Source organism: Emticicia aquatica, from assembly GCF_923079645.1.
Lineage (GTDB): Bacteria > Bacteroidota > Bacteroidia > Cytophagales > Spirosomataceae > Emticicia > Emticicia aquatica.
Window position 1 is genome coordinate 1,074,754 of sequence record NZ_CAKLPY010000001.1, and the last position, 14,324, is coordinate 1,089,077.

Genomic DNA, 14,324 nt, shown 5'->3' on the forward strand with positions numbered 1-14,324 from the left:
TTTATACAAATTGATAATCTACGCCCGAAACTTGGCTTAATAAATCTTGTGGACCATCCAAAATCTTGGCATCGTGCCTTAATATTGGGGTAATAGGTGAGAATTTTTGTAAATATTCTTTCATCATACTATGTAGCGTAAAGGCAGTATTTGTACCTTCTTTTACACCTTTCATGCGACAAAGCATATCGTCTGGGTCGCCGTCTCGTTCACATGCACATAAAACATAGCTTTTGGTTAAATCAAGCGGTTGACCAGCAATCGTAACTTTTTGTACTCGATGCCCAACTCGTTCAAAAGCCTTAAATTCGACTTGCATTCCTTTGAAACGTATCAACCAACCGCCAAAACGCTTGGAAGCATCTTGGGCAAATACGTTTTGTAACTCTTTTTCGAGCCAATCCATGATTTGTTGACCAGTTGCTTTGGCGGTTCTGATAGTAGAATCAACGGGAAGCATATCGTATAAATAGCCTTCGGTAATGGCTACTTTGCCATCTTTTCCTGCCGTGCGAGGTGGGCAAAAACGAAAACCATTCGATAGTACCACATCTGCATTGACTTTCCATTTAAGAGCATCCACAATCATGGTATCAATGGTGTTTTCTACTACAAAATTTCGATAAAGCGGTACGGTACTGTATCCAAGTATTTTATTGATTTCTTCTTTGTAAGGTTTTTCTATTTCCTTAATAATATCCAAAACTTCCTTTTTTGCAGGAAATTTTTGCGGACTTACTTCGATGAGTTGATATTTTTCGCCAGTAATTTTTCCATTTTCGACCTTTAAATCCAGTCTTCCAACGAATGACCCAAAAGCCCCTGGTTCAACAATTTTTGAGTATTCGGCTTGAATCGGTTTGCGTACTCGCTCGTGCGTATCTGCTCCGAAAATATAATCAACGCCTTTGCAATCAGGGTGATTTCCGAGAGCAATTTGTTGCGAAAGTCCGAGATGCGAAAGAATAATGACAAAATCACATTGTTCTTGTTCTTTCAATAGTTCAACATACTGTTTTAGATTTTCTTCGGGTTTTGTATAAATAATTCCCTTGCTATAAAGTGGTGACTGGCGAAGCGGCACGAGTGGGTCAGTATAACCCAAAATGCCAATTTTTACGCCCAAACGATTGACAATTTGGTAAGGTTGGAAAATCAATTCTCCTTTCTTTCCATCGCCTAAATCGTGGTACATATTGGCACAAACTTTCGGAGCGAGCAAGCCGCCCATTAGTTTCTGCATATTTTTTTTGTAGTAAACTACTTCCCAGTTTCCTGGCAAATACATGTCATAATTGAGGGCATTGAGCAAAGGAACAAAAGCTTGTCCAGTAGTTTTTACCGAAAGCATACTGCCCTGAAACATATCGCCTGTGTCAATCGTGATGGTATTGTCGGGGTTTTCTTTCTTCAAAACATCCAAAGCAGTTGCCAAATGTGCATAACCGCCCGTTTTACGAAAAGTTAGTTGGTTATTTTCCCAAAATAACTCATCGTGAGCACGAAGCTGGCAATGCACATCGGTTGTTTGTAGAAAAGTAATTGTGCCATTTTTGGAAGTTTCTTTGCCATTTATTACCGAAACCTTAGTGTCATTATTAGCAGCTATTAAAGCACTTGGAGTTCCCGCAGCAGCAGTAGCCAAAAGCCCAGATTGTAAGAATTTTCGTCTTGATTGCATTTCTGATATTTTTTAAAATCCTGCTTTAATATATGACCAACCTTGCTCTTGCTTTTCGATAATTTCGACCAAACCCGCTGGCACAAAACCAGCTTTCGGGAAGATTTGCTCTTTGGTCAGTTTTTGTTGTTTGAGTGAGTTTTCACAAACCACAAACGAAACACCTTGCTCGATGAGATTATTGATTTCGGGTTCAAATTGGCTTTTGCCTTTTATCACCATTCCCAAACCTTTATTATGCACAACCACTTCAATTTTAGCAGTCGGCCAAACTGTAAGCACATTTGTTAGTTGTTTGGTCAATGCTCGATAGGCAACCGTATCGGGCGTAGCAAGATGAAAAACTACTCGATGTTCTTTAACTTTCTTTTGTTTTTGGGCAAAAACTTCAGTAGATGCAAATGCTAAAAATGCAAATAATAACAGATTGAGGGCTTTCATTGATTAAATATTTAAGGTTGATTATTTTGAATTTGATGATTTTTTGTGGGCTTCTTTCCATTCTTTGATTGGCTTGTAAGGACCGTATTTATGTTGTTGTTCAGAAAATGGGTCAGCGTAAGGACCAAAAGGATGGTCGAAAGGTTTGCCAGCAATATTTGGCCAATCTTTGCTTAAATCTTTAGTAGGGCGTGGTTGAGAATTGACAAAAGCTGCTAAATCCCACGCTTCTTCGTCGGTGAGTTGTGGGCGTTCGTAAGTTGCACCGAGCGGCATATTATACCTCACATAACCTGCAAAATTTGATATTCGGTATAATCCAGCACCATGATTATAACTATTTTTGCCCCAAAGGGGCGGATAAGTATAACTTTTGCCATTTTCGGCTAATATTCCCTCGCCGTTTGCTTGGTGGCACGATTGGCATTTTTGTTCATAAATTACACGTCCTTTTTCGGGGTCGTTGGCACGTTTTAAGCCTTTTACTTTAAAAATTCCAGCTCCACGAGGTGTAGTTTTCTTGGGTACATCTGAGCCTACCCATTTTATATAAGCTAAAATCGCTTTCATTTCTCGACTTGTTGAATCGAGTACTTTGCCGTTTAGACTTCGTTCAAAACAATCATTTACACGCTTTACTTGATTTTCAACTGCTCCCGAACGCTCTCTAAATTTTGGATAATTGGCTTGTACAGCAAAATAATTATTTCCCCAAGGCTGCGTTCCTGCATTCAAATGGCAGTTTTGACAATTCATGCCGTTGGAAATCTGTTTAACACTACCTTTAGGTCCTAAATATTCGGAAGTATGGGCAATGAGTTCTTTGCCGTATTTAACCAGTTTCTGTTCTTCGGGTTCGAGTTTCATTATTCGCCATTCGGCTGGGGCTGTCCAAACTTGCACGAAATTAGTGTCAATTTTTGCAACCTTTTTTCTCTCAGTAGGTTCTTCGGAAGTGTTCAAGTTGGGTACTCCAAAAAGATGTACATAAACAAATCCAAGTATAAGAAATATCGTAAGTAAGAGTAGCCCACTTAAAAAGGCTAAAATTGAGGTTAATTGTTTTGCGGCTTTGCTTGAATCTGATTTTGCCATAAGATAGCTTTGATAATTTACTACACAAAAATATGAGTAATATCATCGACCTTATGTGATATTTGTTACAAACTTAGAAATAATTGTATAAAACGAATATTTTAAGTTAAGAAAGCAACAAGCCTAATCAGCGTTGAACGCATTAAAAATGACACATTTGTTTAACGAATACCCCGTTATGGGTTAAATATTGACGGTCGGCCGCTGCTGTAAAAATAATAAAGTACCCGCCATCTAAGCCCCATCGGGGCGACCGTCGCTCGGCGAAATATTCCGCCTCGATGGGGCTTAGATGATTATTCGTTTTGAATTTTCTACCAATATACAATCCCTAACGGGATAATTACTCTTAAATACTCCAAAAATATCAATAATTTTAATGCGTTCAACCTGAAGCCTAATGATAAGACTTGTTGCTCTGCATTATTTATTCTACCTTATTTCAAGAAGTGAGAATATAATATATAGCCCAACCAAAAAATATAATCAGAGCTGCCCAAATCCACGACGGAATCGTTTTTGGCGTTTCGCTTCCATCAATCAAAAATTGCTTCTGATTGCCTTTTCCGTAGGCGTTTATCATTATCGGCAAAACTCCGTCAATCACGTCTTGGTCATTCAAGCCTTCGAGCGTAATGGCTGGACCATTTCTGACTGTAAAAGGCACAAGTTTTATGCCTTCTTTACCCGTTGGGTCTTTGCTGACAATCTTTAATGTATGTTCGCCATCAGTGAGTTTTCTGGAATCCAGCTCAAATTTGACAGGTGCTTCAAATTCACCGATAGGCTTTGGTTCGTTGTCTATAAATAAGATAACTGTGCTTTTTCCTTCCATTTTATTCAAAAGTTAAGAACATTCGTTTGATATGATTTTCTTCTTTTTCGCCTGGTTTTACCAGCCATTTTATTGCAAAAAACAAGGTAATAACCGTAATGGCGACAGTTCCCCAAACTATCACATAATCCCACTGACTTTCGGGGCCAGCTCCGTGGGCAATGCCTTGCAAAACTTTTGGTTGTTGTTTTTTACAAACATCGCAAGCAACCGAACTGACGTAGGTCATCAGAAATACCATCGAAAACAATATTTTTTTCATCGTTTTTTTTAATTTTAGCGTTTTGAAATTACTGAGCTGGTTTCTTCAAAGCCTCCATGAGTTTTTTAATTTCATCCGTCGTTACTTTTCGGCCAGTATTGCCCCAACTTGTGCGTTCGTGGTTCATTATTGCCGTTATTTCTTCGGGAATCAATTTATTATTTGTACCAACGGCAGGCATTACGCCATATTCTTCACGGGCATTATAGCCTTGCATAATGATACTTAGCATGATTTCTGGATTTTCGTCCAACACAATTTTACTGCCTTTGAGTGGTGGAAATGCCCCTTTCAAACCTTCGCCATTTTGTTGGTGGCAACTTTGGCAATTAGCTGCATAAAGAGCAGCACCGTCTAAATCCTCTGCTTCACCTGCACCGTCTTCGGCAGCTTTCTTTTCTTTTTTATACAAAAATTCAGGGTTGGGTGTACCGCCGGGCAATTTCACTTGTTTGAGCGATTGCAGATAAGTTACGAGTTGCAAAACCCTTTCAGAAGCGACTACTTTTCCTGTTTTTCCTTGCAAAAATTCAGCAGGAACATTCACAATTATATCACCATCATTGGGTTTTTCTTTAAAATCAAATAGCCATGGGTGAGCTGGCATAATTGACTGTTGCACAACTGCTCTCGGATTAAATAAGTGCAACAAATGCCAATCCAGACTTGGCTGACGAACGCCAATATTGGTCAAATCGGGGCCTGTTCGCTCCGTTCCCATGAGTGTTGCAGTATTTTGCAGAAAACTTGTTCGGGTAATTCCTGCATAATCGGCCGCAATATTTGGACGACTGCCCCAAGTTTTATCCATGTCAACATTTCGCACTTGCTGAGAGTGGCAACCAACGCAACCTTCGGAAATATAAATCAGTTTTCCAGCCATTTCATCGTCGGTCAGCGGTTGGCTGTCTGGCAAAGAGGCATTATTGGTTTGGTTTTCGATGGCAGGAAAAATTGCCACGAAAATCATCAGTATCGAAAACAGCACCACCGCTGCCGTAAACAGTTTTTTATGGTCATTAAAAAAATCCATGAGCTTAGTTTTGAGAGAGATTTACCTTTTGTTGTAATATTTTGAATGCTTCTTCTTTCACATCGAGTTCTTTGGTGGCAAACATCATTTTGTAGAAATTATATGCCAAAATCAAGTGCGAAATCCACATCATTGAGCCACCAATTGCTCGCCAAAGCCAATAGGGAGCCATCAGCACTACACTATCAATAAATGGTTTGCCTTCTGCCCACGATAAACCCTTGAAAGTACCGCCAATCATCAATGGAATGGTATAAAATTGTAAGCCAATTAGTGCAAACCAAAAATGAGCTCCGACCATTAATTGTGGTGGTTCTTGACCTGTTAGACGTGGAACAATGGCATAAATTCCTGCAAAAATGATGAATGTAATGATACCGTACATCGTGATATGCGAGTGGGCAATCGTAAAATCGGTGAAGTGCCAAATCAGGTTAGTTGAGCGAAAGGCTTCGGCAGTTCCTTGAAACGAACCAGTGAAATAATAGATAACGCCCACTACAAAAAATGGCAAAGAATAACTATTCGAGACTTTATTCCACGAACCTTTGAAGGTCATCAAGAAATTGATTGTTCCCGAAGTTACTGGAATTAACATGCCAACACTGCCAACAATTGCCACCGTTTGTAGCCACCACGGCAAAGAACTAAACACAAAATGGTGCGTACCTATGAGCGTATAAAACAAAATCTGAGTCCAGAAGGCTAAAACGCCGAGACTATATGAGAAAATCGGTTTATTGAGCTGTTGGGGAAGAAAATAATAGAGTAAACCCAAACAGAAAAACATAAACCAAAGCCCAACTGCTTGGTGCATATAAAAGCCTTGTAGAATAGTTTCACCAATGCCGTTTTGCCAAAAAGGAAGGTAAGAAACTACCGCAATAATAGGCAAGAAAATTACTGCCGAAGTGATGTACCAGTTGGAAATGTAAATTTCTTTGGTTTTGCGTAAAGCGACTGTTTTCAAATAATTTATCATACTCAAAACCAGACCTGCCGCAAAAAGCGACATGATTGGCCAAATGTATTCACGGTATTCGCCACCGCCGTTATTTACGCCAGCCATAAGCGAAATTGTACCTAAAATGTGTGATAAATTGATAAAAAACAGTGAATACCAACCCATTTTCAAACTTGCCAGAGGGCCGTTTCCGACCATCGGGACTACATAATAGCCCAAACCCAGCATTCCGAGCGATGCCCAACCCCAAAAGACCAAATTTGTATGTACTGGACGAAGGCGACCAAAACTCAACCAACTGAGTGAGTCGGCATCGGGGGCAATGAATTTTATGCCTACATATTCGCCAATGCTTGTGCCTAAAACCAACCAAAAAATTGCCGAGCCGATAAATGCCAAAATTAATTTTGTTAGATTTGGGTCAATCTTAGGACGAGGCATTGGTTTAGTTTTTTGAGCGAAGAAATTCATATCATGCTCACTTTTTACGTTTTTGAGCAAGCCTTTTTCATCGCTTGGGGCTTCTTTTCCTGACAGTTCATCATTATTTAGGTTGTAAGAAAGGGCTTTTTCTCTTCTTTCCAACTCGGTGTAATCTTGCATAACTTCGCCATTATCCAGCATTTCTGCCAATGTTTCAGCTTCTTGCATGAGATTTTTGGTTCGCATTTTGGTAAGCATTGCATTCAGCTTTGTTACCAATAAAATAAACCCAACCAAAAGCGGAATAAAGAGCAAAACCAAGGTAATCAAAACGCCAGGCTGAGTCATTAAAGATTCTCTAGTGGCAGGCAGAACATCAGACTGACCAAAACTAAATTGGCTAATGAATAGTAGTATGACCGTAAGCAAGCCTGATGATTTTAGCGAGTGAGTTTCATTATTTTTTTTGCCCAATAAGGCTCTCACTTGCTCAAAATCTAAGTCTGTGAGGTATTTTTCGGCTTTAATGCTCTGTGAAGAAAATTTTTGTTGGATAAGCTGTGTACTTTTCTTTTTGATACTTAGACCTGTATAAATAAAAAAGCCAACGATGGGCAAAAGAACAAGTAATACAAGCAGAAATAGACCTATATCGTGGCTCTCAAATAAAGCCGAACTGGTGCTGGATTGTGCAAAAACACTATTAATTGATAAAAGTAGTAATGCTGCAATCGACCATTTTGTTTTGTTGAAAATATGTTTTTTCATGTCCAAAATATTGATTGAAAATAATACTACAAATGTATGAGCAAGGTCATAAATAACTCATGCACATATCAAGGCATTGATAGTACTATTTATCTATTTTGAAATTCACGAGCAATGTCATTGTTTAAATTGTAAGCAAAACAGTTTTTATGAAAAAACAATAAAACTGCCAATTTGAAAGCATAATCGAAGAAAATAAGGTTATGTGATATTTATTACACAAGTAAAAATAAAACGTTCCACTGGAAATATTTTCAGTGGAACGAAAATGCCATATAACTATTTATATATTTTACTTTTTAACTGGACAAGTATCAATACCAATAATGGCATAAAGTGGGCAGAAACTAATTACAATTGTGAGTAAGAAAACTCCAGCGGCAACCAAAGCTACAATACCAAGTGTACCAGTAAGAATATTTGTGAAATATAGTAGCACAGCTAATGCTACTACAACGATGCGAATAATGCGGTCGGTGCCGCCCATGTTTGGTTTCATAATGTTATTTATTTTGAATGATTGAAAAATTCTATTATGAGATATAGCCCTATAAATAGCGAAAATCAAAGTAAACAAACTATTAATATTTTTATAGGTTTCGATTTCATGTATCAAATGTCGGCAATCATTTTTAACCAAGCAGTAACATTTGTTACAACCTTACTTCAATTCCATCAGGAAATTGTTCAATGAGTTTTTCATGTTCTAATTTTTTTGTTACTCGGCTAACAACTTCACGAGTTGTTCCCATCGCATCGGTAATTTCTCGGTGGCGAATTTTTATAAATGGGTCATTACTTTGTTGGGCTTTTTCTTGCAAAAAACGTAGTATCCGTTTGTCAAGATTTTCAAACAATACTTCATTGATTGTTTGAAGCAGGTCTATATAACGTAGATTATTTAATTGATGGAAGAAAATGCTAAACTCAGGAAATCGTTTGAGCCAAAAACGGATTAGTTGCGAGGGTAATAATAATAATTCGGTTTCAGTTTCGGTCTGGGCAATAATTTTACTCCCTTCCTCATTCAAAATGCTATAAAATGACATGATGCAACTTTCATTTGGCTGAATATAATAAAGTAAAAATTCTCGGTCATCATGTCGAGTAATCACTTTAAGTAGTCCATTCAAAACAATTGGAATCGCTTGAATAAATTGTCCTTCATGCACAATTTCAACACCTTTTGGAATTGTTTTAAATATTCCATTTTGCAAAATTTCATCATTTAGTTCTTGCGGAAATATATTAAACTGAGGTGGTAAAATCATTTTGAAAGCTATTTTAATGCAAATAAGGTGATTTCTTGGGGCATTTTTATTTTTAATCAGATTTGTTTTTCTGAAATTCCATCTTATAAATTACCCATCCAAAACCTGCAATTAGATGAAGTAATACTATACCGAAAATTATCTTTTCCCACATAGCTATATTAGTTTTTCGTAGCAATCATTCTAACTACATGACCTTTTCCTTGATGATAAAGGCCTTCGTCAAGGTCGATGATTTTATCTTCGAGCTGCAAAATTTTCAAGCCAGAAAATTCTTTTTCAACTTCTTCGACCGAAAATAACATAGACAAATCTTTTGGTCCACCCGATAAATAATTAAGTTGATTTTTATGAAACACCTCAAATATTATACAACCTGAAGTTTTGATGACCTGTGTTACTTTTTGATGAAATTCTTGACGTAAATGTGCAGGGAAATGAGCAAAAAATAAGCCGACTACATCAAATTGAATATTTTCGATCGAAAAATCGGCAACATTCATTATATCGTAATTGAGCGAAACTTCGTGAAAGTACGAACAAAACAGCTCGCACTTTCCTATTAAACCCTAAGCCTTATTACTATTAATGTTTTTGTCTAAAAAATCATCTTTAGAATATATTACAAAGAATATGTATTCTAAAAAACGCCTACCGTGATAAAAGTTACATAGCACAAAAAAACACGGATAAAATTACCCGTGTTTTCCGACCTGCTAAACCTCTAATTTATGGAACTATTAAATTCTTGTATCAATTTATTTGCTATTTTGTTTTAATTCTGAGTAGCCCATGTGTATCAGCAACGAAACTATCTCAACTCTTTTGATTGATGTATTATGCTCAATTTTTAAAGAAGCAAACTCTTTATCAACCGCTACCGAAAATACACCAGTCAAGTTTTTTAGGCGAATTTTGATTCTATCATAGCAATTATCGCACTTTATGTTTTCTAATACGATTTCAGAAATAGCCATTTTAAATAAATTTTTGAATCATAGCACCCACATTTAGTATTAAATGTGGGTGCTGAAATATTTTAACAAAACGCTTCTTCCATTACGCTCGTTACAACTGAATTTCCTTTATTTACCCAGTCATTGATACTTGCTGAATAATTTTTTACATTCTTGAAACCACTTTTCAGCAATAATGAATAACCAATGGCTGCTCTGTCGCCACTTTGGCAATGAATTATTACTTGCTTGTCTTTACTGATTTTATCCAAGTTTTGGAGCATTGTTCCAACAAAGATATTTTCTGCTTCGGCAATATGTCCAGTATTGTACTCGGCAACGCCTCTGATGTCGATCACTTGCACATCGTCTTTGCCTAAATAGCTTTTAAACTCATTAATTTCGATAATATCACTTTTTTGAAGTTCGATTCCTAAAGAATTTACATCCGAGACGTAACCCAAAACATTATCTAAACCGATACGCATTAATTTACGAGTTAAATCTTCAATTTGTGCATCGCTCGCCACCAACATAAACGATTCTTGATAGTTTACAAACCAACCCATCCAAGTTGCAAAAGCGTTATTTCCTTGAATATTGATACTATCAGGCACAAAACCTGCAGCAAAATCTACTTTATTACGGGCATCAATCAACTTGATTCCGTTGCTCATTGCGGTCTTTACTTCTTCTGCCGAAAGTTTCTTTTGCTTTGGCACTTCGGTCAATAAAGGTCTATCAACTTTATTGAGGTGTTTCATCATCGCAAAATACTTTGGTGGCTCTGGTTGGTCGGCCAAAAGATATTTTACAAAGCCTTCTTTGTCATCATCGTACTGGAACGCCCAGTTTCTGATTTTTTCGTAACCTACCGTTGAGCTTGGTACTGCACCCAAAGCTTTTCCACAAGCTGAACCTGCTCCGTGACCAGGCCAAACTTGCAAATAATCAGGCAAAGTTTCAAACTTTTGAATCGAACCAAACATCTGAATTGCTCCTGCTTCTTTTGTGCCAACAATTCCTGCTGCTTTTTCTAATAAATCGGGGCGACCAATATCTCCAACGAATACAAAATCTCCTGTAAATAACATCACAGGCTCTAAACTCGCAGGTTTATCTGTCAATAAAAAACTGATACTTTCAGGTGTGTGACCAGGTGTATGAATCACTTCTAAAGTCAGGTTTCCAACCGAAATTACGCTGCCATTTTTTAAACCAACATGGTTAAATTCATACTGCCAACCCTCCCCACCTTCATCGGAAAGATATATTTCTGCACCTGTAACGGCCGCCAATTCTCTCGAACCTGATAAAAAGTCGGCGTGAATATGGGTTTCGGTTACGTGTGTAATCTTCATATTGTTTTGCTTCGCAATTTCGAGATAAGTGTCAATATCTCTTTTTGGGTCAATTACGATAGCAATTCCTGCTTTTTGGCATCCTATAAAATAGCTCGCTTGAGCTAAACTTTTGTCATATACGTGTTGAAAAAACATAGTTTTATAAGTTTTAGATTTGATTCAAAATTAGATTGATTGAAAAACTTTTACTGTGACATTTATTACAAAGCCACGATTTTTTTGAAATTATTTAAAGAAAACTTCTTTCGTGATGATATAAATTCCCATTACCAGCACAAACCAACCAAATGATTTTTTGAGTTTTTCTCCAGAAATGAATTTCGACAAGTACGTTCCTAAGAATATTCCACTCACCGAAAGTGCAGTGAAAGGCAATAAGAAAGCCCAATCAACGTGGATATTCGATAAATCACCCAAAAATCCAATAAGTGATTTAGCTGCAATAATCAATAGTGAAGTTCCGACTGCCATTTTCATTGGTAAACGAGTAAAAAGAACGAGAGCAGGAATAATCAAAAATCCACCACCAGCACCAACTATTCCTGTCAATATTCCTACTAAACCGCCTTCAAGGGCAATCATCGGATAGTTGAATTTCAATTCGCCAGTGTTCTCTTCTTTTTCTTCTTTTTTATTTTTTATCATCGAATAAGATGCCGCCAACATGATTAATGCGAAGAAAACCATAATGCCTACGTTTTTGGAAATCTCAAAATCAGAAATATTAAATAGTGGGTCGGGAATGGCAGGAACTAAGTATTTTCGGGTAAGAAAAACGGTTGTAAAAGAAGGAATGGCAAACACCAAAGCTGCACGATAATTGACTAACTTTTTTTTCATAAAACTCGCCGAACCAACCAATGAAGTCATGCCAACGATAAAAAGTGAGTAAGCTGTAGAGATAACAGGGCTAATATTGAGCAAATAAACTAATACAGGTAAGGTAAGAATACTGCCGCCGCCGCCAATAAGACCCAAACTTACACCGATTAAGATTGAGGCAGCAAAGCCCATTATTTCAGTAGAATTCATTTTAATTGATAGTGTTTTGTGATTTAACACTACAAAAGTATCTTGCTTAAAATGCCTGTTCGGTGATAATTGTTACAAAGCCCCAAAAATTTATGATTTTTATCATTATTTTTTTTGAGATAAAAAAAGCCTTGAATTTTATTTCAAGGCTATATCCAGTAATTCAACTTTATTTCGAGAAAGCTTTACTCTTCCGAGGCGTTCGAGTTGTTTCAAAAGTCGAGAAATGACTTCTCGTGAAGTAGCCAGTTCATTACCCAATTCTTCGTGAGTTACATTAAAAACCGTGCATCCGCATTGAGTTGATTTTTTCTTTAATAAGGCAATTAATCTATCATCGAGTTTGAAAAAAGCGATTTGGTCAATTGCCGCCAGCAAATCATCAAAACGTTTTTGGTAAGTCATAAAAACAAATTCTTTCCAAGATGAATACTTGGTCATCCACTCATCAATTTTGCTGACAGGTACTGAAATTAACTGTGTTTGTGAGTCAGCTATCGCCGTAATTTCGCTTTGACGGCTATTCAGGCAACAAGTCAAAGACATGGCACATGAATCTTTTTCACCTAAATAATAGAGTAATGCTTCTCGTCCTTCGGAATCAGAACGCACAATTTTGACCGAACCACTCAACAAAATTGGAACTGTACGAATGTAGCCACCTGGACGCATCAAGACAAAACCTTCTTCTACGTCCATGTATGTACCAAATTCGGCAAGTTCTTTCAAAAGGCCAACTTCAAATGTTTTTCCGAATTTATCGTGTAAAAAAATAAGGTCTAATTTCATTTATTTAAATTGTTTCGTTGAGCTATCAGAATAAGTATTGTTGCAAATAGTCTCTTTTTCATAAAAAACATTTTGCTTAATAAAGTAACAATAAAAATGAATGACATTGCTCATATCTACTGTATAATAAATAAAAAATGATATAATTTAGATAAAAAGTACGATTATTAAATAGTTTTGGGCATTCGAGTTTGAATAACGATTGCCGATATAATGGTGATAATTCCAATCAAAATAACGGCGTATTGCATGCCGAAAATATCGGCAATTATGCCTGAAATAATCGCTCCAAAAGCGTAGCCTAAATCTCGCCAAAGTCTAAAGATTCCTATACTTTCTGCTCGTTGATTAGGATTTGTAAATGTGGCAATTGTTGATAAAAACGTAGGATAAACTAAGGCTGTGCCAATGCCTAAAAAAGCAGATAAAATGGTTAATACATAAAAATTCTTTGCGAAAACCAATAAAACAATAGCAATTCCTTGCACTAACATTCCCCAAAAAAGCATTTTTTTCTTAGAATAAATATCCGACATTTTTCCTGTGAAAAGCTGTCCAATGCCCCAAAAAGTTGGGTAAATAGCGGTAATAATGCCAATATCCTGATTATTTAGCTTTAATTGTAATAATAAAATTGGCAAAAATCCCCAAATCATCCCATCGTTTAGATTATTGATAAGACCTGCCTGTGTAACTGAACTCAATGTTTTATCGGAAAATGTAGTTGTCATAAATACATTTTCAGAAGTAGTAATTCTTGAATTTTTTGTTTCTTTCAAAACAAATTTTTTGGTGTCTTTCACCCAAATAATGCTTAATAAAAGCCCTAAAATAGAAATAACGATGCCTATATAAAATGGATAAGGTCGAACCCCATATTTTTCGGCAATATACCCTGTTAAGAATGCAACAATTCCTATTGCCAAATAACCAGCAAATTCATTGATTCCCATTGCGAGACCTCGTTGTTTCTCACCGACCAAATCCATTTTCATCACTACTGTACTGCTCCAAGTAAGTCCCTGACTAATACCCAGCAGCATATTTGCCACAATAATCCATGACCAGCTATTGGCATAAATAATGATAATAGGAATCGGCAATGCCAAGAGCCAACCGATTATCAAGAGGTTTTTCCGTCCTATTTTATTAGCTAAACGTCCAGTAAAATAATTGGCAATGGCTTTTGTGATGCCAAAAGCAATGATAAAAGAAAGTATTGCTGATTTTGAAGATAAACCAAATTCGGTTTCGGCTAATTGTGGAATAATTGAACGTTCTAAACCTACCATTCCGCCCACAAAAGCATTCAGAATGACCAACAAACCAAACTGTTGCCAATTTTCTTTAAGCCCTAATATAACTGAGATGTTTTGAGTGTTTGTTTTGTTAACTTCCATTTTGCATATA

At 36.8% G+C, this 14,324-nt stretch carries 15 protein-coding genes; all 15 read right to left on the reverse strand.

What is annotated here, in order from left to right:
* Nucleotide 1 precedes the first annotated feature (1 nt).
* The 15 genes from MJQ71_RS04680 to MJQ71_RS04750 all read right to left on the reverse strand — a co-directional run bounded on the left by MJQ71_RS04680 (nucleotide 2) and on the right by MJQ71_RS04750 (nucleotide 14,314).
* Nucleotides 2–1,681, reverse strand: a complete 1,680-nt coding sequence (locus tag MJQ71_RS04680; protein ID WP_238804957.1) for a bifunctional metallophosphatase/5'-nucleotidase — start codon at nucleotides 1,679–1,681, stop codon at nucleotides 2–4.
* Nucleotides 1,682–1,693: 12 nt separating this feature from the next.
* On the reverse strand, nucleotides 1,694–2,122 hold the full coding sequence (locus MJQ71_RS04685; protein ID WP_238804959.1) for a DsrE family protein: 429 nt from the start codon (nucleotides 2,120–2,122) through the stop codon (nucleotides 1,694–1,696).
* Nucleotides 2,123–2,143: 21 nt separating this feature from the next.
* Nucleotides 2,144–3,217: a c-type cytochrome gene (locus MJQ71_RS04690; protein WP_238804961.1), complete on the reverse strand. Its 1,074-nt coding sequence runs from the start codon at nucleotides 3,215–3,217 to the stop codon at nucleotides 2,144–2,146.
* Nucleotides 3,218–3,659: 442 nt separating this feature from the next.
* Nucleotides 3,660–4,052, reverse strand: a complete 393-nt coding sequence (locus tag MJQ71_RS04695; protein WP_238804966.1) for a cytochrome C — start codon at nucleotides 4,050–4,052, stop codon at nucleotides 3,660–3,662.
* Nucleotide 4,053: 1 nt separating this feature from the next.
* The gene (locus MJQ71_RS04700; RefSeq protein ID WP_238804968.1) at nucleotides 4,054–4,314 is read right to left on the reverse strand and encodes a hypothetical protein; all 261 of its coding nucleotides are present in this window, start codon (nucleotides 4,312–4,314) and stop codon (nucleotides 4,054–4,056) included.
* A gap of 28 nt (nucleotides 4,315–4,342) precedes the next feature.
* The gene (locus tag MJQ71_RS04705) at nucleotides 4,343–5,347 is read right to left on the reverse strand and encodes a cbb3-type cytochrome c oxidase subunit II (protein ID WP_238804970.1); all 1,005 of its coding nucleotides are present in this window, start codon (nucleotides 5,345–5,347) and stop codon (nucleotides 4,343–4,345) included.
* A 4-nt stretch (nucleotides 5,348–5,351) separates the two neighbouring features.
* Nucleotides 5,352–7,502 (reverse strand): cbb3-type cytochrome c oxidase subunit I, encoded by a 2,151-nt coding sequence (locus MJQ71_RS04710; protein WP_238804972.1) that lies wholly within the window; start codon nucleotides 7,500–7,502, stop codon nucleotides 5,352–5,354.
* A gap of 292 nt (nucleotides 7,503–7,794) precedes the next feature.
* Nucleotides 7,795–8,001 carry a YgaP family membrane protein gene (locus MJQ71_RS04715; protein ID WP_238804974.1) on the reverse strand — a complete coding sequence of 69 codons (207 nt, stop codon included), beginning with the start codon at nucleotides 7,999–8,001 and terminating at the stop codon, nucleotides 7,795–7,797.
* Between the two features lie 154 nt (nucleotides 8,002–8,155).
* Nucleotides 8,156–8,773, reverse strand: coding sequence for a Crp/Fnr family transcriptional regulator (locus tag MJQ71_RS04720; protein WP_238804976.1), 618 nt, complete (start codon nucleotides 8,771–8,773; stop codon nucleotides 8,156–8,158).
* 161 nt (nucleotides 8,774–8,934) lie between these two features.
* On the reverse strand, nucleotides 8,935–9,276 hold the full coding sequence (locus tag MJQ71_RS04725) for a hypothetical protein (RefSeq protein WP_238804978.1): 342 nt from the start codon (nucleotides 9,274–9,276) through the stop codon (nucleotides 8,935–8,937).
* 255 nt (nucleotides 9,277–9,531) lie between these two features.
* A complete protein-coding gene (locus MJQ71_RS04730) occupies nucleotides 9,532–9,750 on the reverse strand; it encodes a hypothetical protein (RefSeq protein WP_238804980.1) in 219 nt (72 codons plus the stop codon).
* A gap of 62 nt (nucleotides 9,751–9,812) precedes the next feature.
* Nucleotides 9,813–11,228, reverse strand: coding sequence for an MBL fold metallo-hydrolase (locus tag MJQ71_RS04735; RefSeq protein WP_238804982.1), 1,416 nt, complete (start codon nucleotides 11,226–11,228; stop codon nucleotides 9,813–9,815).
* A 90-nt stretch (nucleotides 11,229–11,318) separates the two neighbouring features.
* Complete coding sequence (locus MJQ71_RS04740) at nucleotides 11,319–12,125, reverse strand: sulfite exporter TauE/SafE family protein (RefSeq protein ID WP_238804984.1); 807 nt, start codon at nucleotides 12,123–12,125, stop codon at nucleotides 11,319–11,321.
* 138 nt (nucleotides 12,126–12,263) lie between these two features.
* Nucleotides 12,264–12,914 (reverse strand): Crp/Fnr family transcriptional regulator, encoded by a 651-nt coding sequence (locus tag MJQ71_RS04745; RefSeq protein ID WP_238804986.1) that lies wholly within the window; start codon nucleotides 12,912–12,914, stop codon nucleotides 12,264–12,266.
* A 167-nt stretch (nucleotides 12,915–13,081) separates the two neighbouring features.
* Nucleotides 13,082–14,314, reverse strand: a complete 1,233-nt coding sequence (locus MJQ71_RS04750; RefSeq protein WP_238804988.1) for an MFS transporter — start codon at nucleotides 14,312–14,314, stop codon at nucleotides 13,082–13,084.
* Nucleotides 14,315–14,324 lie beyond the last annotated feature (10 nt).

Excerpts from the sequence above, each read along its gene's own strand:
- MJQ71_RS04680 (WP_238804957.1), bottom strand. The coding sequence starts at position 1,681 with ATGCAATCAAGACGAAAATTCTTACAATCTGGGCTTTTGGCTACTGCT.
- MJQ71_RS04685 (WP_238804959.1), bottom strand. The coding sequence starts at position 2,122 with ATGAAAGCCCTCAATCTGTTATTATTTGCATTTTTAGCATTTGCATCT.
- MJQ71_RS04690 (WP_238804961.1), bottom strand. The coding sequence starts at position 3,217 with ATGGCAAAATCAGATTCAAGCAAAGCCGCAAAACAATTAACCTCAATT.
- MJQ71_RS04695 (WP_238804966.1), bottom strand. The coding sequence starts at position 4,052 with ATGGAAGGAAAAAGCACAGTTATCTTATTTATAGACAACGAACCAAAG.
- MJQ71_RS04700 (WP_238804968.1), bottom strand. The coding sequence starts at position 4,314 with ATGAAAAAAATATTGTTTTCGATGGTATTTCTGATGACCTACGTCAGT.
- MJQ71_RS04705 (WP_238804970.1), bottom strand. The coding sequence starts at position 5,347 with ATGGATTTTTTTAATGACCATAAAAAACTGTTTACGGCAGCGGTGGTG.
- MJQ71_RS04710 (WP_238804972.1), bottom strand. The coding sequence starts at position 7,502 with ATGAAAAAACATATTTTCAACAAAACAAAATGGTCGATTGCAGCATTA.
- MJQ71_RS04715 (WP_238804974.1), bottom strand. The coding sequence starts at position 8,001 with ATGAAACCAAACATGGGCGGCACCGACCGCATTATTCGCATCGTTGTA.
- MJQ71_RS04720 (WP_238804976.1), bottom strand. The coding sequence starts at position 8,773 with ATGATTTTACCACCTCAGTTTAATATATTTCCGCAAGAACTAAATGAT.
- MJQ71_RS04725 (WP_238804978.1), bottom strand. The coding sequence starts at position 9,276 with ATGAATGTTGCCGATTTTTCGATCGAAAATATTCAATTTGATGTAGTC.
- MJQ71_RS04730 (WP_238804980.1), bottom strand. The coding sequence starts at position 9,750 with ATGGCTATTTCTGAAATCGTATTAGAAAACATAAAGTGCGATAATTGC.
- MJQ71_RS04735 (WP_238804982.1), bottom strand. The coding sequence starts at position 11,228 with ATGTTTTTTCAACACGTATATGACAAAAGTTTAGCTCAAGCGAGCTAT.
- MJQ71_RS04740 (WP_238804984.1), bottom strand. The coding sequence starts at position 12,125 with ATGAATTCTACTGAAATAATGGGCTTTGCTGCCTCAATCTTAATCGGT.
- MJQ71_RS04745 (WP_238804986.1), bottom strand. The coding sequence starts at position 12,914 with ATGAAATTAGACCTTATTTTTTTACACGATAAATTCGGAAAAACATTT.
- MJQ71_RS04750 (WP_238804988.1), bottom strand. The coding sequence starts at position 14,314 with ATGGAAGTTAACAAAACAAACACTCAAAACATCTCAGTTATATTAGGG.